Origin of the sequence: Thalassospira lucentensis, assembly GCF_011806425.1 — a bacterium.
Classification (GTDB): Bacteria; Pseudomonadota; Alphaproteobacteria; order Rhodospirillales; family Thalassospiraceae; genus Thalassospira; species Thalassospira lucentensis_B.
The window spans coordinates 349,801-374,104 of the sequence record NZ_JAATOV010000002.1 but is presented as its reverse complement, the minus strand read 5'-3'; the positions used below and the strand labels follow the sequence as shown (position 1 = coordinate 374,104).

The window sequence follows — 24,304 nt, the reverse complement described above, 5'->3', positions numbered from 1 at the left end:
ACGTTTTTAGCGTTTGTAACAAGCCGCCCACTTTCGACTGCCTCGCACTTTAAATTTTCACTGTCCCCGGCACTGATCACTTCACACAGAAAAAGACCAGTATCAACAACCAATAGTTCTCCATGTTGAAGAACAGGTTAACACACGGCAATTTTTGCCGGGTCAAATGATTCAAATTTCTCAGTGATTTGAATCATTTGTCTGTTTAATCGCCGCGATTGCCTGCCCTTTATGTAGGGAGTCTTATGCCAAAAAAGAAGCCCGGCAAATTTGCCGGGCAACTTTGCGAAACAAAGCTGTAATTAAGGACATACGTGATGTCCTGAATTTAGATCAATTACCGTTTAATCCGGATCAGCTCATCAAGCATTTCGTCCGTCGTGGTGATCGTTTTGGTGTTTGCGGAATAGGAACGCTGAGTCACGATCATGTTGGTGAACTCTTCGGCCAGATCAACGTTGGAAGATTCAACCGCTGACGCAACCACGTTACCGGCACCGTTTAGACCAGGCTCGCGCAGAAGGTAGTCACCAGATTCTCGGGTTTGCCGGAATACGTTACCGGTATAGTTCTGCATTTCGTCTGGTGCCTCAAAGGTTGCAATTGCCAGTTTGTATACTGGACGCTTCACGCCATTTGCGTATTCAACTTCAAGGAAGCCTTCTTCGGTGAAGGAATAGTTCACCATGCTGCCCGCTTGCGCGCCATCCTGGTTGATGAACTTTGTTGTGTATTCCACAAAGTTGCCATTGCCATCGGTGCCAGCGGCAAATTGCGTGATCCCATCGCCGAAACCAGGGGTTCCGAAATCAAGAGAAATTTCGCTTTGGTTCGAACCGTTTGTCCAGTTTGCAGTAACACTCGAATTGGTAAGGTCGTTACCGGCATTGTCGGTATATGTTGCAAGAGTTCCATCCCCGTTAAAGGTCATGATCCCAGATTGGATCAGGCCGTTTGGATGAGAAGCCGCATCGAGTTCGTTGGTGCCTGTGCCGCCAATAAGTTCAAAGCCCCATCGGTTCTGGCCAAGTTTAACAACCTGCAATTGCACGGTATGTGACGACCCCAATGAATCAAATATCGTGATAGGCATGCTGTTATCTTCAGCAGTTGCACCAGATGCCAAGCTGCCGCCGGTGTAGGTCGGTGCTAAGGTACCGGGTACTGTCCCAAAGCCGAGACTAGCAAGTGCACCGCCCGGAGCAACATCGGCAATAACGACGTCCTGATCGGCAAACGAGCTTGTAAGGGTTAGCGTGTCATTGGTTCCGGTAACCGTCGTTGAGGCAGAAACGCCTGTGACAGCACTGATTTTTGCGGCAAGGCCTTCAAGCGTATCACCTGTGTTAATGGTGATTGTGCTTGTCGTGCCGTTATGTGTAATGGTGAATTGATCGCCGTTGTTGATACCAGCCAATGTCGTCAAGTCAGTGGTATCATAATCAATACCGACAGTTGTCGACGTATCGGTTGCCGCAGGTGTTGGCGTTTCATCGCTATTAAGGATGGCGCCGAATTCAATACGGGTGGTTGCGGCAGCGGCAGTCAAAATGCGGTTGATGTCAAGGACCTGAAGGTCAGTTGTTGCCGAGCTGTTTGCGCTGGTAATATTGTTATTGCGGTCCAATAGGTTCCCGTCGCGGTCAGTTGCCCAGCCTTGGACATAATAACCAGCAGTGTTGCGCAAATATCCATCATCATCGGGTTTGAAGTCACCCGCACGTGTAAAGAACAACTCATCCTCAGAGCCGGGGGTAACGTTGTCGCGGACAACAAAGAAACCATCGCCCGAGATTGCAGCGGATGTCGATGAAGCCGTTGATTGCAGCAAACCTTGTTTGCTGATCATTGCTTTTGGATGGAAGCGCACGCCACCGGGGGTATAGTTGGTGGCGGTTGCGGATTCAGTCACAAGGGTCGAGAAGCGACCGACTGTGCTTTTATACCCGATAGTGTTGAGGTTCGAGATGTTATCCGAGATGACGCCCAGGTTCTTAGACTGCGCATTCAGGCCGGAAACACCGGAAATCATTGCACCAAAAAGGCTCATTTTTCGTCTCCTGTGATGACAGGGTGTTAATTAAAATCCGGATGAATGCCCTAGGCGGCTTCTTCCTGCTCGCTCGTTTCGGAACCGTCACCGGTTCCAGTATCCGTATCCGTATCCGTATCCGTATCAGGATCTGTATTATCCTGCGGTGGTTCCACGGGCGTGCCGTTTTCACCCAATTTGACGTTGGTCAGGGTCGAGAACGGTACAGCGACGTCACCGATACGCAGATAAATATCGTTGTCGGTAATATCGACACTGTCGACAGTACCAATAATGCCAATCGCGACAGCAGCTGGTTTCCCGCGATCATCAGTGAAGTCTTTGCCATCGATCGTCTTGGGTTTGACAACGAGGGTATAGGCACCTTCTGGCTGGACCTCGCCACTGTTGTTTTTGCCATCCCAAGTGAATGTTTGCAGGCCGGAGATGTCGGTGAACTCCGAAGAGAATACCGTATCGCCGTTTTGATCTTGAATTTGCAATTCAAGGCGCGGGACCTCGGGTGACACATTGTATTTGTAGGTCAGTTCACCACCTTCTTCGAGCCAGTTGGTATCTCCGACGGCTTCAATCTGTGCGCCGACATAGGACAGCGCAGAAAGCTGACGCTGCTGACCTTGCATTGCGATCAGGTCTTCGAGGTTCTTATTGCTCTGAATGCCTTGCTCAACCTGGGCGAACTGACTCAGCTGGTCGGTGAATTTATCACTTTCCATCGGCGAGGTCGGGTCCTGGTTCTTGAGCTGCGTTGTCAGCAGAGTCAGGAACGTATCGAAGTTTGCCGACAGCTGGCTGGCTGATCTGCTTGAGGCGGCATTGTTGTTGCTGCCAGCAACTCCAACATTTCCTAAGGATGAAATGGCCATGGGCTTATCCCTCTACCTTTCCTATATCCGGATATCGACAAGGCCATTGGGATTAATCCCATAGCCAATGCCAACATGTTCGGCGAGTTCGGCTCCGCTCAAAACATCGCCATCATCTGGGCTGCTGCCCTGATTGGCGGCCATCTGAGATCGACCATTGCCATCCTGACTTTGGCCACCTTCATTCCTGTGCTCGAAGGTGAAGCTTTGACTGTCTGCATTAAGACCCGCATCTTTGAGCGCTTGCTGTAAAGCACGGGAATCCTGACGCAGCATATCGAGCGTTTCCCGGGTATCGGCCTGAATAACACCTTGAACACGGCCGTCATGGCCGATTTCAAGTTTGACATCGACGCGCCCAAGATGTTCAGGGCGAAGTTGAACCGAAATTTTGTCAACGCCTTCGCTTGCCGCGTTTCGGATCGAAACGGCCACTTGTTGCTGAACCTGCTGTGCAGGGGCGTGACGTGCGGTCTGGGCCGTTTGTCCGTTTGCGCTTGTCTGATTAAGACTGCTTGCGGTTTGGGTTTGAACATTCACCGCCTGTGCAGAGCCATCAGCACTTGTTGTTGCGCTCACTGCAGCATTGCTGTTCGGGCCGACACCGGCTTGTGGTTGCGCCGGGGTGTTCTGTGCCTGGGCGCCGGCTGCGGCAGCCATTGCTTGCTGTGCTGCTTGTGCCGGATTAGCATTCGCTGACTGTTGCGCTGCATTGGCTGAGTTGCCCGTTGCGGAATTGTTGGTGTTGGCGTTGGCGTTCGTGCCAGCGGCGTTTGCCGGCGTATCGCTTTTGGCTTTGCCGTCGTTGCTCATGGAATCAACTAAGCGCGACATGAACTTGTCCGACGCGAAATCTTCTGCGGTGTTATCAGCGGCGTTGGCGCCATTTAGCGCCATTTTAGCCGAGGTGCTTGCCACCGGCTGCGACAGGGCGGTGGAGCTCATCAAGCCATCGGTGGTGCCATCGGCTGCCCCGCCATTCGCTGCCATACCTGCGACAGGTTGACCATTGTTGGCCGTTCCTGGAGCCTTAGCCGCTGCACCCGTTGCAGCTGCTTGTGCCTGTGCCTTTGCGGTCGCAAGTGCAAGTGCTTCTGGTGAACCTGGAGCCGGCGCGGCCTGAGCTACCTGATTTGGCGCGACAGCATTTGTATCTTGATTGTCAGCGTCGGCGACAGTTGTGCTTGTGTCACCGTCTTCGGTCGCAGCGGTTGCTGGCTCCGCAGGCGTTTCTTCGGTTGGTGCTGTTTTATTGTCTGTTACGTCGCGGTCATCACTAGCCTGCGCGTTCTGATCAGAAGGCTGATCATCGCTGCTTTCGGCAGTGACGTCTTTGTGCGGTTCCGTTTTCTCGTCGCGAACATCGGCATGGCTATCATTGTCCAACTGACGTGGGGTTTCATCGCGACGATCATTGCGTGCGCTGTAATCATGAGAATCAGGCGCGTTGCTTTTGGCGGCGGCCTTTTGGTCCGCACGGTTTTCTTCCCAGTTTCTCTGGGCAGATTTTGCCGCGCTATATTTGATCTGTGAGTTACGTTCAGACCAATTGTCTGTGATTGAATTCATCACGTCGCCAAAGCCAGAGCCCGCACTTTCCTGCGCATTAGCGCCCGGTACGGAGACGGTTGGCATAATGCTGTTTGTAATAGCAGAGCTGTTCATCACTTTGGTCCTCATCGAAACAGTGACAGAACAATTGCAATCGGCGGGCCAGTTTTAAGGGTTAACAAATCCTATAGATTTTCAAGGCCTTAGGGTGGATGGATGCGCGGGGTAAAATGTGCCCAGCAGCTCAGTCGACGTCACGCGGCAAAAATTCCCGAGTAAGCGGGCAGGGAAGGTCAGCTGTGGAAGGTTCGGGCGCTGGAAATTTGACCTTTCGTCCGTGCTGCGTGAAGTCAGTTGCACAGTACTAATGAAGCATTCTTGGGGACGCGCCGTAGACACAATAAAAAAAGCCTCCGAAAATATCGGAGGCTTTTGAAGATAATGTTGGTAGATGAAATAAGCGCAGGCTTTAGGCTGAGATCGACAGTCCAGATTTAGCTGGCGCAGACCGCGATTGATCCGTTGTCGTCGATTGGGTCATCGTCGGTGCAGGGCGTTGTTGCTGAACAGACATGACTGCTTGGCGAAGCTCGCCTTCGCTTTTTTCTGCCAGAGTTGCCCACGAATCACGAATTGGCTTAAGAAGCTTGATGACTTCTTGCGCGGCGTCCGGGTCGTTATGACGATCAACATCCATCAGTCGGATGAGGCAGTGGCTAAACAGGCGCTCAAGAGTCGCCGCAATCTCACCGCCTTGATCCATGTCCAGAGTATTGGACAGATGTGCGATCAACTCTTGTGCGTTGGAGTTGGCGTCGCAACGGGCCTGAATATCTTTGCGCTCAATCGCGTTTTGGGCTTCTTGAAGGCGCGATAAAACTTTCTCGTACAGCATAAACACCATCTTGGCCGGTGAAGCTGTGTTTACTTGCTGCTGCTTGTAAGTATGGGCGGCGTGTTCGTTCATGAGACACTCCTTAGTCTATAGCGCATCGCACTAGTGTGCAGGTATGGCGGTCAAAAGTGAACTACTTTTCTTTACCAGCAGCCATCAATTCATCGAGAGAACTCTGAATATTCTTCATTTTCGCAAGGGCGGATTCCATCGCGATGAACTTATCCATAAGAACTTCCCGTTGACGTGCAAGGCTATCATCGATCTTTTCGATCTTGTCTGCATAGGATTTGTTCTTGGTTTCAAGTTCAGAGATGGCCTGCGTTAAAGTGCCTTCCTCGCTATCAAGGATGGACTCAATTTCAAAATGGAATTGCGCACCAATGCCAAGACTGGTTGTTACTTTGGCGGTGTCAGAGTTGTTGCCATCGCCACTGTAGAACATACGCAAGCCATCTGCCGTTGTGATCGAGTTGCCCTCAACTGTCGCAGTCAGACCTGATTCAATAAGGTTACCTTGCGTGTCGTAATAATCATACGTTACGCCATTGATCTCACCTGCGGCGGCATCAATGTTAAACTCGTACGTACCTGCTTTGGACTGTTTGCTGAAGTTGGTCATCGTCAAGTCGCCATTGTCCGAGTTTCCTCGGAACATAAACAGTTCCATCACTTCGTTTGGATTGTTCAGCAGCGCCTTGTTCAGGGCCGTTTCGTCAAGTTCCAAAGTATTATTAAGTAGGGGATCTGAAGCAGTTTTGGCGTAGTCAACAAAATCGACCCCAATTTCGGCCAAGATAATATAGTCGTCTTTCCCTGCGCGATCCGTCACACCTTGGGCGACAGAGCCAACGATCTGTTGCAGCGTCGATTCAATTGTTTTGACGGCAGAGTTTCCAAGAAGAATCGCATCTTCTGATTTTTTGCCGGTTGTTGGATCAACAAACGTTTTTTCGTTAATAAACGTCTGGACAGCGTTAAAGGCGTCGACGAAATCCAGGATCGCTGTTTTCGCTTGATTAAGGTCTTGTTCAACGCCGATTGTCACAGTTGTTCCAGGATCCGCGTCGTAAAGGCTAATCGATAGACCTTCGATCAGATCAGAAAACTCATTTGATCCACGCGTAACGGTGATGCCGTCAAGCTTGATCTGTGCATCAACGCCTTCGTCAATTACGTTAGTCGCGTTAATCGTCGTTGGGTCGGTAAGAACACCAAGGTTTTGAAGAAACGAACCACTATCATCACTAAACGACATGCGATTTTCGACGCCTTCCTCCATCGATGAGAAAATAATCGTACTTTCAGTGGCTGATACTTTGACAACAGACGCCTGAACGCCGGTGTTACCTTTGACGTTATTGATTTTGTTGCGGATATCTTCAAGCGTATCGCCAGCATTCACCGTAATGCTGGCGCTGCCAGCGCCGCCATTGATGGTAAATTCGCCTGTGCCGGCAAGCGCCGTGATGTCGCCACTTGCGGCGACAGCTTGTGTGTTGCTTGAAAGCTTATGGTTCGAGGCAATTTGATCAATCTGGAATGCGTAGCTACCCGTGTCCGCCGCGTTGGAAGCCGCAACGCCAATCAGTGAGGATGCATCGGTGCCATCAGAGGACGCAAAGATCTGCTTTGACTCGAATATGTTTTTCGAATTGTCAAAACTTGTGGCACCATAAAGGTTTGCCATCGTCTCTTTTAGCGTACTGAAAAGTGTCTTCAATTCTTTAAGGGCAGCAAGCTTGTCGTCATTCCCTTCGATACGCTTTGCAAGTGTATCGGCTGGAATGCGCCGGGCAGCGATCATCTGGTCGACGGTGTCGACGAAATCGATGTTGGAGGAGCCGCCAGAAAGCTGGATGCGACCGTTTTCGCCAACATATATATTGTTTAAGTTTAAGCTGCTCATTGGTTTAGCTCCCTGGGCGCTCTCATCGGGCTGTCGCGATCACACTTGCGGTTTCATCAATTACTTGATTTTACTACAAGCAATAAGCGTGCCGATTGGGGCCCAATCGCCTCTTTAAATTTCTGTGTCGACAACGCTGCCAAGATATTCACGCATCTGGGAAAACAGTTGCTGCAGTTCCTTGGACGGCAGTTCGCGGAGAACTTCGCCACTTGCGCGGTCGGTTATTTTCGCAACGACGCGACCTGTGTCTTGGTTGAAATTAAGTTCAACCCGTGCATCGTTGTCCGCAATTTCCGGAATATCGAGATTGGCAAGGGCTTGCTGCAGCTTTGCCGCGGGGCCGGTGTCAATTTTCTGCGAAACAGCGGGCATCAAATCTGCTTGGTCGCTGGCGTTGCTCGTGGGCTTAGAGAGGGCCGGAGAAGAAAGCTTGGCACTCTGAGCTGGCGCGCTGCCAGACGTAAATGTGTTAACAACTTCCATTTGACCCTCCTATTCGATCTTTGGGTAAAAGATAACACGAAAGCCGGGAAAAGGTGACCCTTAACCCGATTGGTTTAGCCGTATTGCGGCAATAGACACAGTGTGTTCTGCTGCCGGTGTTTTAGGTGATGGAATATCGGAATTTGAGCGGGCGCCCAAGGCCTCGGAAGGCGCAACGTCGCACATGGCTGAAAGTGATCGCCCACGCAAGCGTTGAGCCATTTCACCTGCATTCACAAAGATATTACATGCAGCATTTTCTGCGCAACTGTATATTCTATTAAGAGCCATAACGTGTCTCCTACTTGGATCGCTCAGAACGGCTTCGTGCCATTCGAAGGGCTGGATCATCTACCAGCAGATCTTCAAAGTTCTTCTTGATCTCTAAAGATACTTTTACTTGCTATTAAACTATATCTTAATTAAGTATTTGTCTAGCTTTTTTTGATGGTTAACACCAGTATTTTATACTAATGGTTGATGTTGGCTGCTGTTGAGCAGGCTGCATTATACGCGTTGCCTAGTGCTCGAATTTGGTGGCGTAATTTGCGCATCCAAAAATAGCAAATATCGACGCATATTCAATTTAAGCTTAGAGTTCGATAGTCCGGTTCAAGGGTGTTTTGTCTTCGATAAATTTCGAGATATGTATTCGAAATCTTCTGGTACCCGAACCGGATTTTGCCCGACTGTCGCCCATTGGATAAAACAAGATTGCATCTTGGTAACTTGCATCACCCGTCTTCTTTCAATGTCCGTTTAGACCTAAGAAGGGCGGTTTAGTTGCTAAAGTATCCTGATGAAGGGGCTTTTTAGTTCAAAAAAATTGATCTGCGCCGATGGGGCGAGCAGAAAATGCCGACTGTAAGGTCGATTTAACGAGCGACATTATATCGCAAGTCAATCTTAAGCGGCGGTAGGTGCTGTCATCTGTTTCTTGGCGAAAAAAAATAGCCAAGATAAAAAAAAGGATGAGGGCAGAGCCCTCATCCCAAGGCGGTTAATGGCTCTATTACTGCAGCAGACGCAGAAGGTTCTGCGGCATCTGGTTGGCTTGGGCGAGCATGGCAACGCCCGACTGAACCAGAATCTGTTTGGAAGTAAATTTGGTCATTTCGGCCGCGACATCCAGGTCGAGCAGAACTGAACGAGCGGACTCGTTGTTTTCAATCGAGGAGGCAAGGTTTTTGCTTGCAAAATCAAGACGGTTCTGGCCAACACCGACCGCGGAGCGCGCCGTCTGAAGTTGGTCAATTGCGTCGCTGACGACACCGATCGCAGCACTTGCGTTTGCTGCTGTCGCGAAGCTGGCAATATCAGAGAGGTTGGAGCCTGTGCCCGACCCCAAAGTGGTCGACTTAGTGACCGTCAGGTTGAAGGTCAAGTCATCCTGTGCCGGAGTATTGCCCGAGCCAATTTTGAAGGTCAGGGACGCTGCGGCACCTGTTTCAGCTGCGATCGTCAGAGTGGCTGCGTCCGTGCCGCTGTCAACGCCAGCTGTTGCGGTGGCTGTGAAGTTAGAGTTCAGCGTAACGCTGACGCCCAATTGCCCAAAGGACAGGGTGTCGGTCTGCGAACCCGTGATTTCTTTGGCGCCACCGGCGAGATACTCGGTAACATCAACAGACTGAGACAAGCCGGTTACGGCGTTTGCCATTGTCATGATGGTCTTACCGCCAGCCGTTGCGATATCGAGGGTAACTGTGTTGGTGTCTGCGACCCCGGTTGCATCAGATGCGATATCAAAGGCGACAAAACCAGAGTCAGCACCGATATCCGCTGCTGCGTTACCAGCACCAAATACGGTTGGGTTTACGCCAAGAACATCGCGCCCTGACAGCAACTGAATGCCGTTAAATTTGGTCGAGTCCGCAACGCGGTCAAGTTCCGAGCGAAGGGTGTCAAATTCACTAAAGGCGAAGCCACGTTCAACAGACGACAAGTTTTCAGAAGAAGCCTGCACAGCAAGCGTTTTCATCCGAACCATGATGTCATCAATAGTTGCCATCCCACCGTCGGCAATCTGCAGCATTGAGTTGGCCTGACCAACGTTCACGGTCGCCATTTTAAGCGACTGAACTTCGGAGTTCAGACGTGCACCAATTGCCATCGATGCGGCATCATCACGTGCGGAAACAACGCGAGTACCTGACGACAGTTTAGACAGCGAACGGGTCGCCATTTCGTCAGAGTTGCTGAGGTTACGGTGTGCAACGTTTGCTGCGTAGTTGGAAATGATATTAAGAGCCATGATGTATCTCCTACTTGGATAGCTCGCTGTGGCACATGCCACCAAAAATCGGCAATCAAACCGAAACTGCTTTTGCAAGGTCTAACTGACCAAGCGGTTCAAAGCATGTGGCGAACTATACTCAAGTATGCATTTCTTGTCGAGTCTAATTTTAAGTTGTTCTAATGTATTGAAAATAAAAGACATTTATGGTTGATTTTGGGTGTGTTTTTGATGGAAATGCGCGTGAAGGTTTTATAATTCATGGTTAAATTGATGTAATCGGGGAATCGATTCGTTTCCAACAAAGAGGACGAGGCGTGACCTGCTGAAAAACATGTACGATAGGATAGGTTGTTGTTTTTCAAGCATAATCGCGTTTCAGGGCGTTACGGTGGCGTTGATGATGCTTTTTAATTGTGGTTTTGGGCGCCAATATATTCTGTTGATTGCGTGGAAGGGTGATTCGGGTTTGGGGAAAGTTGTTTCAGGCGCGCAAAAACATCAGGCGCTGCTGCATTTGACAGTGACGAGAATAATCAGGCTCTGAGTTCGGGGATGGCTGGTCGCGCAATGCGGTAAATGTTGCAAATTGCGCAATATCTGGGGTGCCAGGGGGCGGCAATATCTGCCCGAAGATATTTGCCGAATGTGCTGATTGTTTTTGGAGGGGGGAGATAAAAGGGCGGCTGCCCGTCTTAACGCCAATGCTTTCGGAGGGGCGCATGAATGATGTAGCGCTCCGATTTTTCTTTGTAACTAATTGGCTGTGTTGAATCAAAAAATCCCCACCAATGGCGGGGATCTTTTTTGAGGGGCGAAGAATGGCACGGTTCGATGGGTTTTCTAACTCTGCCCTTCAAGGCGTGCATTCTTGACCATTTATGTCCGGGTAATAAAACGAATATGGGATGAGGATACATCCTCATCCCAATTCGATTAGATCTATTACTGCAGCAGACGCAGAAGGTTCTGCGGCATCTGGTTAGCTTGGGCGAGCATCGCGACGCCCGACTGAACCAGAATCTGCTTGGAGCTAAAGCTGGTCATTTCGGCTGCAACGTCCAAATCAAGCAATGTAGAACGAGCTGATTCGTTGTTTTCAATTGACGATGCAAGGTTTTTACTTGCGAAATCAAGACGGTTCTGGCCAACACCGACCGCCGAGCGTGCTGTTTGCAGCTGGCTAATCGCGTCGCCAACGACCTCAATTGCGGCACTTGCCGTAGCCGCGTCATCAAAGTTGGTGATGTCGGAGATTTTTTGGCCTCCGGCCGTGCCCAGCGTCGTAGATTTCGTGATGGTCAGTTGGAACTTCAGGTCGTCCTGAGTGGCATCATTGCCGGAGCCAATTTTAAAGGTCAGCTCTGGTGCTGCGCCGGCGTCAGCACCGATCGTCAGTGTTGCTGCGTCTGTGCCACTGTCGATGCCTGCGCCTACGGTCGTTGTTGAAAAGTTCGCGTTCAACGTAACCGTGATGCCCAATTGTCCAAAGGACAACTTGTCTGTCTGAGTTCCTGTGAGTGCTTTATCACCGCCAGCGGCGAATTCCGTCACGTCTATCGATTGTGATAGCCCCGTGTTGGAGTTTGTCAATGTCATCACAGTTGTGGTGCCGGTGGTGGTAACATCGACGGTCACTTCATCGGCAGCTTTAACACCATTTGCATCGGATGCGATGTCAAATGACACAAAACCGGCTGCCGCACCAATATCGGCTGCACCAGCAGAAAATACAGTCGGATCAATGCCGAGAACATCTTTGCCGGCCAAAAGCTGAATACCGTTGAATTTGGTCGAGTCAGCAACACGGTCAAGTTCGTCGCGAAGGGTGTCAAATTCGCTGTAGGCGAAGCCACGTTCGACAGATGACAGGTTTTGGGACGAAGCCTGTACCGAAAGCGTTTTCATTCGGACCAGGATGTCATCAATGGTCGCCATGCCACCATCGGCAATTTGGAGCATTGAGTTTGCCTGGCCAACGTTCACGGTCGCCATTTTAAGTGACTGAACTTCGGAATTCAAACGTGCACCAATTGCCATCGATGCCGCATCGTCACGCGCAGAAACAACGCGGGTACCTGAAGATAGTTTTGACAAGGAGCGCGTTGCAGCCTCGTCAGAAGCGCTCAGGTTACGGTGTGCCACATTGGCGGCATAGTTGGAAATAATATTAAGACCCATTTTAGTTCTCCTACATGGATAGGTCACAGCAGCTATGTGAGCTGCGAAGGACTGGCATCTTTGCCAGATCGGCTCGTTTAAGACCTAACTGGTCAAAATAAGGAGCCGCTTACAATTGCAATCTAAGCTTGTGATTGTGGGTTTGTCTAGAAGGGAGTTCGAAAAAATTGTCTTTTTTAAACAAATGATTAGGAATCACGATGCTCACGTTAAAGTTTATTATTAAAAATAAACCTTGAGTTGATTTTTTTAGGGGGTACGCGCCTTGATTGAGTGATATGCGGAGTAACGTCTTAAGCCGAGAACTTCCTTTTTCTCAAAAAAAACAGTCGATTCGTTGCCGGATATTGGCGGGATTGCGATGCGATAAGGGGGGCTGTCATGTTCATTCCGCAGAGTTGATCGCGGGGAGCCGTGTGTCGCTTGGGAAGCTTTTTCTGACAAATGCGGTTCAGCTTTTCGTGTGACTATAGATTGCGGTCGTCAGACAGTGCCAAATGCCAATTTTTCCGCACGTTTAATTGTCTTGTCAGATATGATGGCAATCGGAAACCGGCAAATATCAAGCGCCGCGGAACCTCGTCATGCATGGCGACAGAGAGTTTTGATCCGGACCGATTTGGCGCTTCTTCAAGTCAAGGTCAGGCACCTTCGTTTTGATCAATGAAAAACCCCCTGCTTGACGAAAAGCAGGGGGTTCGTTTGTGTTTGGGGTCGTGCGATCCCAAAGTATATTCCTTTTGCTATCCTCTTAAGCGGGGCTGGCTTAGCCCTGCAGAAGACGCAGAAGGTTCTGTGGCATCTGGTTGGCCTGGGCGAGCATTGCGACACCCGATTGCACCAAAATCTGCTTCGAGGTGAATTGGGTCATCTCGGAGGCAACATCCAAGTCAAGAAGAACCGAACGCGCGGATTCGTTATTTTCAATCGATGATGCAAGGTTTTTTGACGCAAAGTCCAGACGGTTCTGCCCAACACCGACGGCTGAGCGTGCGGTCTGTAGCATGTCAATCGCGTCGGAAACGACCTCAATTGCCGCACTGGCGTCTCCGGCCGTGGCAAAGCTTGCAACGTCAGATAGCTTGTTGCCCCCAGGTGTACCTAATGTGGTGGACGTGGTGACGGTCAGATCGAACTGCAGATCATCTTGGGCTGGGTTGTTACCCGATCCAACTTTAAAGGTCAGGGAAGCCGCAGCGCCGGTCTCTTCAGCGATCGTCAGAGTGGCTGCATCTGTGCCGCTGTCAATTCCAGCTGTTGCGGTGGCTGTGAAGTTAGAGTTCAGTGTGACGCTGATGCCCAACTGTCCAAAGGACAGGGTATCGGTCTGCGAACCCGTGATTACTTTAGCGCCACCAGCAAGGTAATCTGAAACGTCAATCGACTGCGAGAGGCCGGTTGCGGCGTTTGCCATTGTCATGATGGTCTTGCCGCCAGCCGTTGCGATATCGAGGGTAACTGTGTTGGTGTCTGCGACTCCGGTTGCATCAGATGCGATATCGAAGGTGACAAAACCAGAATCTGCACCGAGATCAGCGGCAGCGTTACCAGCGCCAAAAACACCCGGGTTTACGCCAAGAATGGTCTGGCCGGATAAAAGCTGAACACCGTTAAATTTTGTCGAAGCGGCAACGCGGTCAAGTTCTTCACGGAGCGTTGAAAACTCGTCAAAGGCAAAGCCACGTTCGACAACCGACAGGTTTTGTGATGATGCCTGAACCGCAAGTGTTTTCATCCGAACCAGCATATCGTCAATTGTTGCCATGCCGCCATCGGCAATCTGCAACATTGAGTTGGCCTGACCAACGTTGACGGTGGCAGTTTTAAGAGCCTGAACTTCGGAATTCAAACGCGCACCAATCGCCATCGAGGCCGCATCATCACGTGCGGAAACAACGCGGGTACCTGATGATAATTTCGACAGCGACCGGGTCGCCATTTGGTCTGAATTCGTCAGGTTGCGATGGGCAACATTTGCTGCGTAGTTGGAAATGATGTTAAGAGCCATCGTACTCCTCCTGTAAGGAACTCGTGAATGGCTCAAGCCATTCTATGTCTTCGGCGTTATTGCCATGTTATCTTTCAAAGCAACAAGCGTGCCAACTTTGCTAGGCAAATTTTACAGGTCGTGTTGCACGGAATATTGGTCATTCGTCATGATATGCTGCCAGGCTACTTGGCGGGTGGTGTCGATCAGGATCGGTGCGCGAAGATTGGTCGACATCGCGATGCCGTTGCCTTCTGGGGCGTTGCGGATTGTAACGACCAGTAAAATCGCCATGTCATCGCGCGCAATCGCAAGGCTTTTGAGTGCGAGATCAAGGTCTTTGTCGGTATATACAGCGCTGTCCTCATTGTAGGGGGCTACAATGAATGACAAATTTGCATCGGTCAGGCTTTGGTAAAGCTTGAACTGGTCAAGCGAGGCATTCGGAATATTGGCCAAGCCAAAGACATGATGTTCTGGGAAGCCAAGAAGGCCAACGGGCATATAAATGCCTTTGTCCCAGTTGAACTCGATGTCGCCAAACCGTGTTTCCACGATAACGGATTCAGGGGTCTCATTCTCGGCGACGGTTTCGTTGTCCATGCCTGTCATTCTCCGGCAGTCAAAAGGTTTTGTCTGAAAGTGGCGCGTGCAGCGTTTAAGAAGGCCAGACGTTTAGCGGGATAATCCATTGGGTTGAATTATTACCGCAAATAGTTTGCCAATGATAATTCAGAAGCACGTGAAATCGAGATGAAGCTTGCCTGCAAGGCTGTCTCATATTGACTAAGCTCCGCCAGTGTCATGGGGACATCAACGGTTTCAATGTCGGAAATTGCCTGTGCTGCGAATACTTTGAAATCTTCGTGGCGTGCTTCGAAGCGTTCGATATTTGCGATATCCAGACCGATCTTGCCTTGAACATTTGGAAGATCGTTGATTGCATCCTTGATGAAGCCCAGTGCAGCGTTAAGCGCATCGCGATCTTCGGTTCCGGCCGCGATTCCAAGGCCCTGAATCAGTTTTTGAAACGCAGGGTTATCACCGAGAACGCCATAATTCACGCTGTAATCTTCATCGACGCGGGCCTCAAGAACCTGCTGATCGCCTTCATAGTATCCGGCATCTTCACGCGGATTAGGGATCTTTTCCATGCCGAGGGTCTGAAGGAAATCACCACCACCTGTTTCTGTAATCGTAATGGTGCCATTGCCAACGTTTTCGATGTTCAGGCGTGGATCACCTTCGCCGCCCAAGCCACGCAGGGATGCAATTGCACCATTGGTGGTGACGCTGTTGATTGCGTCCATGACGTCGCCGATGTCATCGGTTGTGGCATCGTAATTCACCGTTGTAGTCACGCTATTGCCATCAATGTCGGTGCTGGTGATCTGAAGCTGGCCTGTATTGATGCCGAGGCTGGCAAGCGTCGTTGTATCCGTGAGGATGTTATCGGTATCACTCATGTAGTTGTCTGGCGCGTACATCTTATCAAGATTTACCGCCGCATCTTCGGAGCGACCGCCCGCAAACAGATACCGTCCATCAAGGGTGGTATTGAGCAAATTGGCAATCTGTTCCATTGCCTGACGCGATTGCGCTTTAATATTAACGTCATCGCCTTGATCGGCCGATGTTGCCTGAATCAAAAGCGATTTCATGTTCGACCCGATGGTAATCATGCTGTCGACAGCAGTTTCCATGCTTTGAAGTCGCAGTTTTGACTGTGTGGTATTGCGCAAATATTGTTCTGAACGCGTATATTCGCCTTCGAGATTAAGCAGGCGCTGCGTGCTATCGGCAATGCCCGCATAGCTGCGCGACTTGTAACCACTTGACGCCTGATTCCGAAGATCAGTCACGCTCGATGCGTTTCGAAGTGCAAGATCCGAAAGCAACGTATGGTTCGTATATGTTGCGACGCGACTTACCATGAAAGCCTCACTTTTCTATGCCCAAGTTTAAACCGTATTGAGCAATGCATCAAACATTTCATCAACCGAGCTAATCACTTTGGCTGATGCTGAATAGGCGCGTTGGAAGATAATCAGATCTGACATTTCTTCATCAAGGTTCACACCCGCTTCGTTTTGGATGCGTGTGCTTAGGTCTGTGACCAGGTTCGACTGAAATTCATATCCGCTTTCCGCAACGGAGGCCTTTGTTGCCGCGGTTGCGACAATGCCTGCGGCGAAGTCTGTAAGCGATGTGCGCTCGCTAGAAAGTCCACCGGCAGCTTCGAACTTAATATCATCGCGTTCAAAAGTACGGCTGATCCGTTGTGCTGCCGCGTTGTCACCTTCGTGAACGCCAAAATTAATGCCCAGTCCAAGTGTCTCTGTCAGACTATCGGCATTAGGTGTGCCGCTATCGGTGAAATAGAACGGGTCACCGTCGGCATCTTTGATGCTGAGCTTATATCCACCCAACTGACTGTCAAAAACGACAGAGGCCGTGATGTTATTATCGGTCAGTGTCGCATTGTTGTTAATCGCGTTAGCGATATCATCAAGAGATGTTGTGCTGTCATAATCGATGTTAACATTCGTGAAGTCACCCTTGACCGTGAGAGTATAGTTAAGGGGCGGTGGTACGGTCGGGCCGAGATTAGGGATTGGCGCCGTGTTGTCGACAACCGCATTCGAGGTTGCATAGGTATCGGCATTCATTTCACCGCGGACAATGCGCGATGGGTCATTCTTGATGGCAGCTGATACGTCCATATTGCCTGCCAATGTCGGTTGATCTTCTGTCATGCCGATTTTTTCGCTCAGCGTGCCAGAATCCTGAATCGTCATGTTGGCGGTATAGTCCAGAACAAGACGATAGCGGTTGCCATCTTCGACAATAAACGCAGCTTCTTCGGCCGCAGCAGCCGTCATGCCGGCTGCCTGAAGGGCGGCGCGGATATTGTCGCGGACATCTTCAAGCGTATCGGTCGCTGTATAGTTCACCGTGATACCGGCCGCCAGAACACCAGACCCGGCAGAGATCGTGAGCGAATTGGCGGTTGCCCCAATTGCGGTATTTGCGCTGCCAAGCGCGGCCGATGTCATGTTGTCGGAACGCTTAACCGTGGCAATAAAGTCATTCAGACCAAAGTAATGGGAGAACCCTTGTTCTTTGCCATCGCTTGTGGTGATTTTCCCATCCATTTCGTTGATCGAGACGCGACTGCCGTCTTGGCCTTCGATGACCAGCTTATCGTCAACAATCGATGCTGTCAGATACGAACCAGCGTCTGAACTATTGATTGCATCAACCATGCCCTGCACGGTGGGCGGGGTCGTTGGCATGGCGATATCAGCCCAGCTGTCGGTCGCGATAAGTTGTCCGTCTTCGTCAAGGGCAGCGATACGAAACGCGCCCGTTGCCGTCAATGGATCGCTATCGGCAACTTTGCGATTGCCCGACAGGTTGGCCGGGGGCGGGAATGCTGTGCCCTTGTTGTGTTCTTCGTTAATCGCATCGCGCAACTCGCCGGCGAGTTCGTTGATCTGGTCGTTCAACGCCGGAAGTTCCGAATCCCGCATTTCGAACAAGCCCTTTAAGGTGCCTGACCGCAGCGTATCGGTAACATCCGCACCGTTTAACGACAAGCCAGTACCGCGGGTGCCAGGCGCAAAGCCCGAAGTGGGGGTAAAGGAAAGAGGATTGGGGGTGCGATCAAGAAGCGTGTTCGACCCTTTGGCGGAATAAATGACAATCGATCCGTCATTCCGGCTGAAGGTTGTGATGTCAATGATCTTGGCCAGTTCATTGAGCTTCTGGTCGCGCTGATCTTCAAGCTCTGTCGTGGGCTGATCAAGATTTTTCAGGCGAACGATGCTGGTATTCAGATCCGAGATTTCACTGAGAAGCGTATTTGCGTTTCCCACTTCGTCAGCAATCTGGTCGTCAATGTCATCGCGCATGTCTTGTAGTTGGCTTGAAAGCTTTTCAAAAGATTCCATAACCTGAATGGCGCTTTCGATGGCTTCGATGCGCGGCGAATTCTGATCGGGTGTAACGCCTAACTGCTCAAACGCGTTTGCTAGATCGTTGATACGCTGACTGATGGCGGAGCTTGACTGCGGCGTGCCAAACAGGGTTTGCACGCGCTGGAAAAACTCGTATCGAACTTCTTCGCGGCCCGCCTTTCCAAGATCACCGCGCATTTCACGAATCAGTCCCTCGTTCACATTGCGATAAATCTCGCTAACTTGCGAACCTGCCCCCTGACCATCAAGGACGAGGGTTTCCTGACTTGCGATCTTTCTGGAATAGCCCGGCGTGTTAACGTTCGAGATGTTCGAAGACGTAACCGCAATACGGGACTGAGCCGTATTAAGACCAGAGATTGCTGAGTTAAGAGCTTGGGTTAGGGACATGATCTTTGACCTTTAACCTTAAAGCGTTTCATTGACGCTGAAAGAACTGCTGTTCTTGTTCATGGTGCGGCCATATCCGCCAAGCGACGCCTTGCTGGTTTGTGCCGCGCGGGTATAGGTCGTGCAATCGTCTTTGGATTTCTCATTCACTGCGCGAACGATGGCCTGGACCATGCGTTCGTTCGTCGCCTTGGCCGCTTGTAGGACGGTTATGTTGCGTCGGGCGGTTTCGTGAAAATCAGCCTGAAGGTCGCGCAGTTCGGCGCGCTCTTCTTCGGGCAGTTCACGCAATTCTTCGCCACGTGCGCGCAACTTCACGACAATCTGTTCGTACTGCATCGACAGGGCAGATTTTTCCGACAGGAAATGCTCATATTCGTCGCGCGGAATGGTCCGAAGCTCCGTGCTTTCGCGCTCCAGTAGAGACATCAGGTCGTAAGTGACGCTTTTAAGTTCTGCAACCAAATCTTGAGTGGTCATTTTTGCCCCTCCTGGATCTTAAGAATTTCACGTGTGACAGCATCTGCAATTCCGATGCCACCTGCGCGGTTCATTTGTTTTGCGTATTCTTCGACCAGCATGGATCGCATCATTGTTTCCCCATGACCGCCGCCAAACATTTCGTTGGTTTCGATGCCTGCAAACATATGATTGAGCATCTGTCCCAGAAACATCGATTCAAATTCATTGCCAGCCTTAACCGCTTCTTCCTTGGTCTTGATGTGACCATTGGTAAGTGCGTTTACGCGGGCGGTGGCATTGTTCTGTGCACCATATTGTGCACTTGCTTGTGCTTGCGCCATCAAGGCGGTGGAGCTGTCGGCCATCATCACATCACCTCGATTTCAGCTTGAAGCGCGCCAGATGTTTTGATCGCCTGAAGAATGGTGATCATGTCGCGCGGCCCAACACCAAGGCTGTTGAGGCCATTGACCAGTTCCTGCAGGCTGACACCGCTGCTCAGGACACCAAGCTGATTATCTTCGCCTTCGTCGACTTCAATGTTGGTGCGGTCGACAACCTCGGTATTCCCGCCTTGCGAGAATGGGGAAGGTTGGGAAACTTGCGGGGTTTCCGTTACCCGGATGGTCAAATTGCCTTGTGCAATTGCAACCCGGTTAATGCGGACATTTTCACCCATCACAATCGTGCCGGTATTTTCGTCAATCACCACGCGTGCAATCTGATCGGGTTCGACGCGCAGCTGTTCGATATCGGTCAAAAGGGCGACGACATTCTGGTTGTAGCTGTCAGGGATCGTTAAGCGCACAGTACCCGGATCGCTGGCACGTGCCGCAACCTGGCCAAGATAGGCATTGATTGCATCGGAAATCCGGCGTGCGGTGGTGAAATCTGGATTGCGCAGTACAACGGACATGTCCTGCATGGAATTCAGGTTGAAATCGATTTCGCGTTCGACGATGCCGCCATTGGCGATACGTGCCGAAGTTGGCACACCTTTGACAACTGTCGCGGCATTGCCGCCAGCCGAGAAACCGCCAACTGCAAGGTTCCCTTGCGCAACGGCATAAACTTCGCCATCGGCACCAACCATTGGAGTAACAAGCAATGTGCCACCCTGAAGGCTTTTGGCGGTGCCGATTGCGCTGATATTGACATCAATGCGCGAACCTTGGCGTGAAAATGGCGGCAGGGTCGCTGTGACCATCACAGCAGCAATGTTGTCTGATTCCAGATCTTCAATCTGATCGCGGACGTTGATCCCAAGACGTTCGAGCATCGCGACCATGCTTTGGCGGGTAAATTCTGCATCGCCAAGGTCATCGCCCGTGCCATTCAAGCCAACCACAAGACCATAACCAACGAGCATGTTGTCACGAACGCCTTCGAAATCGGCGATATCCTTGATACGTGACTGCGCATGCGCCGGAGCAGGGGCCATCTGCGTCAGGGCGAGCATACCCATTGCGACGGCGATCATCGCTTTGTGTGCTATTTTGCCAAGACCTGTGATCATACTCTATTATTCCGCTTTGACTTGGGATGCCGCGACATCCGACAAATGGTGCGATGGATCATGTTCACCGCGTTTGTCAGGTGTTCTGCGAAAATCATGCCAACTGCCGCTTTGTGCGGGCTTTTGACACGCGCTATCGCCTTTGGGGTGTTTAACTGGCGCAAAAGACGAGTGTTTCTGGATATGGGAACGAAAACGCCCACGTCACCAAAACCACCCGGCATTTTTTTCCCGTTGCGCGCTTCTCCTGATTGAGGGAGACTCTGTCTGTTATACGGTTAGCGCGCATTGTGGCGCTCGGCTTGATGGTGGCGGGATTTGCCCGCTTTTTATTCCGGGGCCATAACGTGTTAGTCGTCCGATCTTAGCACAGACAAGACAGGCACAGATCATGAAGGTTAGCGGTTCCAAGGCTGCTGGTACGAGCGGAACGTCGCGTAAGAAAGCGTCGGGTGCTTCGGGCGGTGGTAGCGGTTTTGCAGATGCCATTCGCTCATTGGATTCAAGTGGCGATAGTGGTGCGGCAGGCGGCGTTCATAGTGCAAGTGGTGTAAGTGCCCTTGATGCACTTTTGGCACTTCAGCAAAGTGGTGATGCGCTGGATTCACCACGTAAAACGGCCGTGCTTCGCGCCAAAAGTGTTCTTGAGCAGCTTGAAGCTGTGCGCGACGGGCTGCTCAGTGGCACCTTGTCCGGACCCCGTTTGAAGCAGCTGGTCGGGTTGCTTGATCAGCAGCGCGAAGATATCAACGATCCCGAACTTTCGGCTGTTCTGGATGAAATTGACCTTCGGGCACGGGTCGAGTTGGCAAAATTAGAGGTTTCCGGGGTGATGTAGTCTTTTCCTTTTTGGTAGAATTGGCCAGAAAGCTAAGGATTTCTGCCGTTTGCAGGGCTAATTGACATTTATTTGTTCAACCTGCTTGCACGGGCAGTGTGTGGCCTCTATATTGCCGCGCGATCTAGGAGTCCTGTATAGAGGGCGTACATGACGATTACTTTATCTCCCGACTATCGTCCTGCTGAGGACGAAGAGTTCATGAACCCGCGCCAGCGGGAGTATTTCCGCCAGAAACTGCTGACCTGGCGGGCTGAACTTCTGCACGAATCATCAGAAACATTAGCGAACCTGCAAGATGGCGGGCTTCAAGAGGCTGATCTCAGCGACCGTGCGTCTGCTGAAACCGATCGATCACTTGAACTTCGTACACGAGACAGGGCGCGCAAGCTGATTTCAAAAATTGATGCCGCGTTGCGTCGAATTGAAGATGGTTCCTATGGTTACTGCGAAGAAACCGACGAACCAATCAGCTTGAAACGACTTGAAGCTCGTCCGATTGCGACCCTGAGCATCGAAGCCCAGGAACGCCACGAACGGATGGAGCGCACACGTCGCGACGATTGATCGCGCCGGGTGTTAAAAAATACAGGATCGTTTAAATAGCGGTTCATGCCATGCAACGACGTGGCCTTGTGGGAGATATTGGTTAGGGATAACCAAGATTTAAAAGCCCGGCTGTTAACAGCCGGGCTTTTCTCGTTTGGGGGCCATCCCACTGCGTTGCCCAACATCTAAATTCGATCTGTAAACGCAGCATGATGACTTCACAAAAAAGACCACCCGAAGGTGGCCTTTGATGGTGATGATACGGTTTGCTGGAACCCGAAACGGAGCAGACCGCAGATCAGCATTCGTTGCTTAGAACGGTAGAATAATATCCATGACTTCGCTGCCATAGCGCGGCTGCTGGACATCAGAAATTGTGCCGCGTCCGCCATAGGAAATGCGGGCTTCGGCAATCTTGTCGTAGCCGACTTCGTTCGCAGAACTGATATCAGCTGCACGGATCACGCCAGCGATCTGCACTTCGCGGACTTCACTGTTGACCCGAATTTCCTGACGGCCGTGAATGACATAGTTCCCGTTGGGCAGAACCTGAATAACAATGGCTGCAACGCGAAGGTTAATCGCTTCGTTTCGGTCCAGTGATCCTGCGCCGCGGTTTGATGTCGCGCTGTTCATATCGAACATCGAGGATGGATTGATGGTTTCAGGCAGTACTTTGGTGAATTCCGATTCAAGCCCGAACAGGTTTGGCACAGCAAGATCTTCGCTGTTGGTGCGCGACCGTGTTGTCGTATTCGCCAATGCGGCACTGTCAGCCATATCGACGACCACGGTCAGAATGTCACCAACCTGATTGGCACGCTGATCTTTAAAGAACGAACGGGCACCAGAACGCCACAATGAATTTGGATTGCTTTCAGCAATCTGCGGCGCAGGCATCGGCAAGCTGACCGGGCGATAGGATTCAGCCTGGGTCGGGTTGTCGATGGCAGAGAGTTTTGGCGGTGCGCCCACTTCGGAAAGACGTTTCATCGCGTTGCAGCCTGAAAGCAGGGCTGTCGCGCTGATCATTCCGGTGACAAGGGCGATACGTCGCCATGATACGTGTGAATGTTTGCCTAGCATTTAGTCCTCCTGGGTTCCTGACAAATACTACGCAAGCAGCGTGCCAGTTAGCAGGGGCGCCGGGAGGGAATTTGATGTCCGGCTGAGGGTGAAATATAGCGTGCTGAAATCACGCGACGTTTTCGCAACTTCGACTTTGCAGCGCGGTTTTTACGATACGATCGAGATACTCAGATGTGCCTACTGCGACATGGCGGGCAGGGCACGAACATCGTTTTCGCCGACAACTTCGACCTGAACCGTCTTGTTGCTCGATTGATTGACGACACGGATCACGTCCCCTTTTGATCCATTTTCCAGTGCCTTGCCGCGGGCAGTGAGTGACATGTTCGCCGTGACCAGACGAATAATGACCAACGCCCCACGTCGCACAAGGATCGGACTGGTAAGATCGCGGAACATCAGTGGTTCATTGGGATTGGTCGGGCGAATGACTTCTTTGCCAATCACATCGTTGATGTCGCGAATGGCACCAGAGGGTACGCGTTCTGTACGGAAATCCCGGTATTCGACTTGGTCGGGACGAATAATGCTGCCGCGTGAAATGGGTTCAACCAGAACCGGTACACTGGAAAGCGGGTAATATTTGCCGCTAATGCGGTAGGTGCGCTTTTGTGCCGTTTGCGCGCCTGTGGTGACACTGGCGACAAATCGGTTTGTACGGCTGTTAATATCCAAGCCCGTGATATCAATTCTTTTCTGCGCATCTACCGGCAGATGAATTTGGAAATTCTCACTTGAAAGATCCACGGCAAAGGGCCGCTGAACGCCGTGTTGCGTTAGGGCGTCTTGGACGGCTTCTTGGATTTCTTCCATGGTGATGACTTGGCTTGCGCGCGTAATCGTCACCTGATCGGCGGTCGTGCGTGGGCGCCAGCTGATGCTGTTGCGTTGGGCAATGCCATAAAGCCAGCGATAATCAAGCACCACCTGTTTGCCAGGTTGCGGTGCATGGGCCACCGCAATGTCTTCGGCTGTTGGGTCAATGCCAGAAAAAATATCCCCAAGCGTAATATATTGCCCGTCCACAAGCGCATCGGGTTTGAGCAATATATTTTCTTCAACCTGTTGCCCGTTGCGCGATACACGATCTTGCGGTTTTTGGAAATTTTGCGCAAGTGCGTCCGAAGCACCCGGTCCAAGGCCAAGTCCCAGCATAAGGCCGAGAACAAGCCCCAGAATAAGGCGCGGATGCGTCATCGCAGACGGCAGGGATATTTTCTGTGTCTTCATGAGCCTACTATATCACGGATCTGTATATAGGGCGTAAACGCAGTTTGCGCAGACGCACGTGCGGTCAAACCGTGGTCTGCGCAATTATC

Annotated in this window: 19 protein-coding genes; 2 read left to right on the top strand and 17 right to left on the bottom strand. The window is 51.1% G+C overall.

Annotated features, from left to right (window positions below):
• Positions 1-337: 337 nt before the first annotated feature.
• The 15 genes from HCZ99_RS07295 to HCZ99_RS07225 form a co-directional block, all read right to left on the bottom strand.
• Positions 338-2,050 (bottom strand): flagellar hook protein FlgE, encoded by a 1,713-nt coding sequence (locus HCZ99_RS07295; protein WP_167446291.1) that lies wholly within the window; start codon positions 2,048-2,050, stop codon positions 338-340.
• Positions 2,051-2,100: 50 nt separating this feature from the next.
• Positions 2,101-2,919, bottom strand: coding sequence for a flagellar hook assembly protein FlgD (locus HCZ99_RS07290; RefSeq protein ID WP_167446290.1), 819 nt, complete (start codon positions 2,917-2,919; stop codon positions 2,101-2,103).
• Between the two features lie 21 nt (positions 2,920-2,940).
• Positions 2,941-4,584: a flagellar hook-length control protein FliK gene (locus HCZ99_RS07285; protein ID WP_167446289.1), complete on the bottom strand. Its 1,644-nt coding sequence runs from the start codon at positions 4,582-4,584 to the stop codon at positions 2,941-2,943.
• Between the two features lie 355 nt (positions 4,585-4,939).
• A complete protein-coding gene (gene fliS / locus HCZ99_RS07280) occupies positions 4,940-5,437 on the bottom strand; it encodes a flagellar export chaperone FliS (protein ID WP_167446288.1) in 498 nt (165 codons plus the stop codon).
• A gap of 61 nt (positions 5,438-5,498) precedes the next feature.
• Positions 5,499-7,274, bottom strand: coding sequence for a flagellar filament capping protein FliD (gene fliD, locus HCZ99_RS07275; RefSeq protein WP_167446287.1), 1,776 nt, complete (start codon positions 7,272-7,274; stop codon positions 5,499-5,501).
• Positions 7,275-7,388: 114 nt separating this feature from the next.
• Positions 7,389-7,760 (bottom strand): flagellar protein FlaG, encoded by a 372-nt coding sequence (locus tag HCZ99_RS07270; protein ID WP_167446286.1) that lies wholly within the window; start codon positions 7,758-7,760, stop codon positions 7,389-7,391.
• A gap of 1,012 nt (positions 7,761-8,772) precedes the next feature.
• Entirely contained in the window at positions 8,773-10,011 is a 1,239-nt protein-coding gene (locus tag HCZ99_RS07265) for a flagellin N-terminal helical domain-containing protein (RefSeq protein ID WP_167446285.1), read from the bottom strand.
• Between the two features lie 927 nt (positions 10,012-10,938).
• Positions 10,939-12,174, bottom strand: coding sequence for a flagellin N-terminal helical domain-containing protein (locus tag HCZ99_RS07260; RefSeq protein ID WP_167446284.1), 1,236 nt, complete (start codon positions 12,172-12,174; stop codon positions 10,939-10,941).
• 766 nt (positions 12,175-12,940) lie between these two features.
• Positions 12,941-14,182, bottom strand: a complete 1,242-nt coding sequence (locus tag HCZ99_RS07255) for a flagellin N-terminal helical domain-containing protein (protein ID WP_167446283.1) — start codon at positions 14,180-14,182, stop codon at positions 12,941-12,943.
• A 111-nt stretch (positions 14,183-14,293) separates the two neighbouring features.
• Positions 14,294-14,764: a flagellar assembly protein FliW gene (fliW, locus tag HCZ99_RS07250; RefSeq protein ID WP_167446282.1), complete on the bottom strand. Its 471-nt coding sequence runs from the start codon at positions 14,762-14,764 to the stop codon at positions 14,294-14,296.
• Between the two features lie 101 nt (positions 14,765-14,865).
• A complete protein-coding gene (locus tag HCZ99_RS07245; RefSeq protein ID WP_254869507.1) occupies positions 14,866-16,095 on the bottom strand; it encodes a flagellin N-terminal helical domain-containing protein in 1,230 nt (409 codons plus the stop codon).
• Between the two features lie 27 nt (positions 16,096-16,122).
• On the bottom strand, positions 16,123-18,531 hold the full coding sequence (flgK, locus tag HCZ99_RS07240; RefSeq protein ID WP_167446280.1) for a flagellar hook-associated protein FlgK: 2,409 nt from the start codon (positions 18,529-18,531) through the stop codon (positions 16,123-16,125).
• 18 nt (positions 18,532-18,549) lie between these two features.
• Positions 18,550-19,011 (bottom strand): hypothetical protein, encoded by a 462-nt coding sequence (locus HCZ99_RS07235; RefSeq protein WP_167446279.1) that lies wholly within the window; start codon positions 19,009-19,011, stop codon positions 18,550-18,552.
• Positions 19,008-19,358 (bottom strand): rod-binding protein, encoded by a 351-nt coding sequence (locus HCZ99_RS07230; RefSeq protein ID WP_254869506.1) that lies wholly within the window; start codon positions 19,356-19,358, stop codon positions 19,008-19,010. Before HCZ99_RS07230 ends, HCZ99_RS07235 begins: the two co-directional genes overlap by 4 nt.
• A gap of 2 nt (positions 19,359-19,360) precedes the next feature.
• Entirely contained in the window at positions 19,361-20,509 is a 1,149-nt protein-coding gene (locus HCZ99_RS07225) for a flagellar basal body P-ring protein FlgI (RefSeq protein ID WP_167446277.1), read from the bottom strand.
• A gap of 391 nt (positions 20,510-20,900) precedes the next feature.
• Between HCZ99_RS07225 and HCZ99_RS07220 the strand changes: the two genes are divergently transcribed.
• Positions 20,901-21,347 carry a flagellar assembly protein FliX gene (locus HCZ99_RS07220; RefSeq protein ID WP_167446276.1) on the top strand — a complete coding sequence of 149 codons (447 nt, stop codon included), beginning with the start codon at positions 20,901-20,903 and terminating at the stop codon, positions 21,345-21,347.
• A 150-nt stretch (positions 21,348-21,497) separates the two neighbouring features.
• A complete protein-coding gene (gene dksA / locus HCZ99_RS07215; protein WP_167446275.1) occupies positions 21,498-21,914 on the top strand; it encodes an RNA polymerase-binding protein DksA in 417 nt (138 codons plus the stop codon).
• A gap of 294 nt (positions 21,915-22,208) precedes the next feature.
• On the opposite strand, the gene flgH is transcribed toward dksA, so the two are convergent.
• Entirely contained in the window at positions 22,209-22,982 is a 774-nt protein-coding gene (flgH, locus tag HCZ99_RS07210) for a flagellar basal body L-ring protein FlgH (RefSeq protein WP_167446274.1), read from the bottom strand.
• Between the two features lie 180 nt (positions 22,983-23,162).
• The gene (gene flgA / locus HCZ99_RS07205) at positions 23,163-24,215 is read right to left on the bottom strand and encodes a flagellar basal body P-ring formation chaperone FlgA (RefSeq protein ID WP_254869505.1); all 1,053 of its coding nucleotides are present in this window, start codon (positions 24,213-24,215) and stop codon (positions 23,163-23,165) included.
• Between the last annotated feature and the right edge of the window lie 89 nt (positions 24,216-24,304).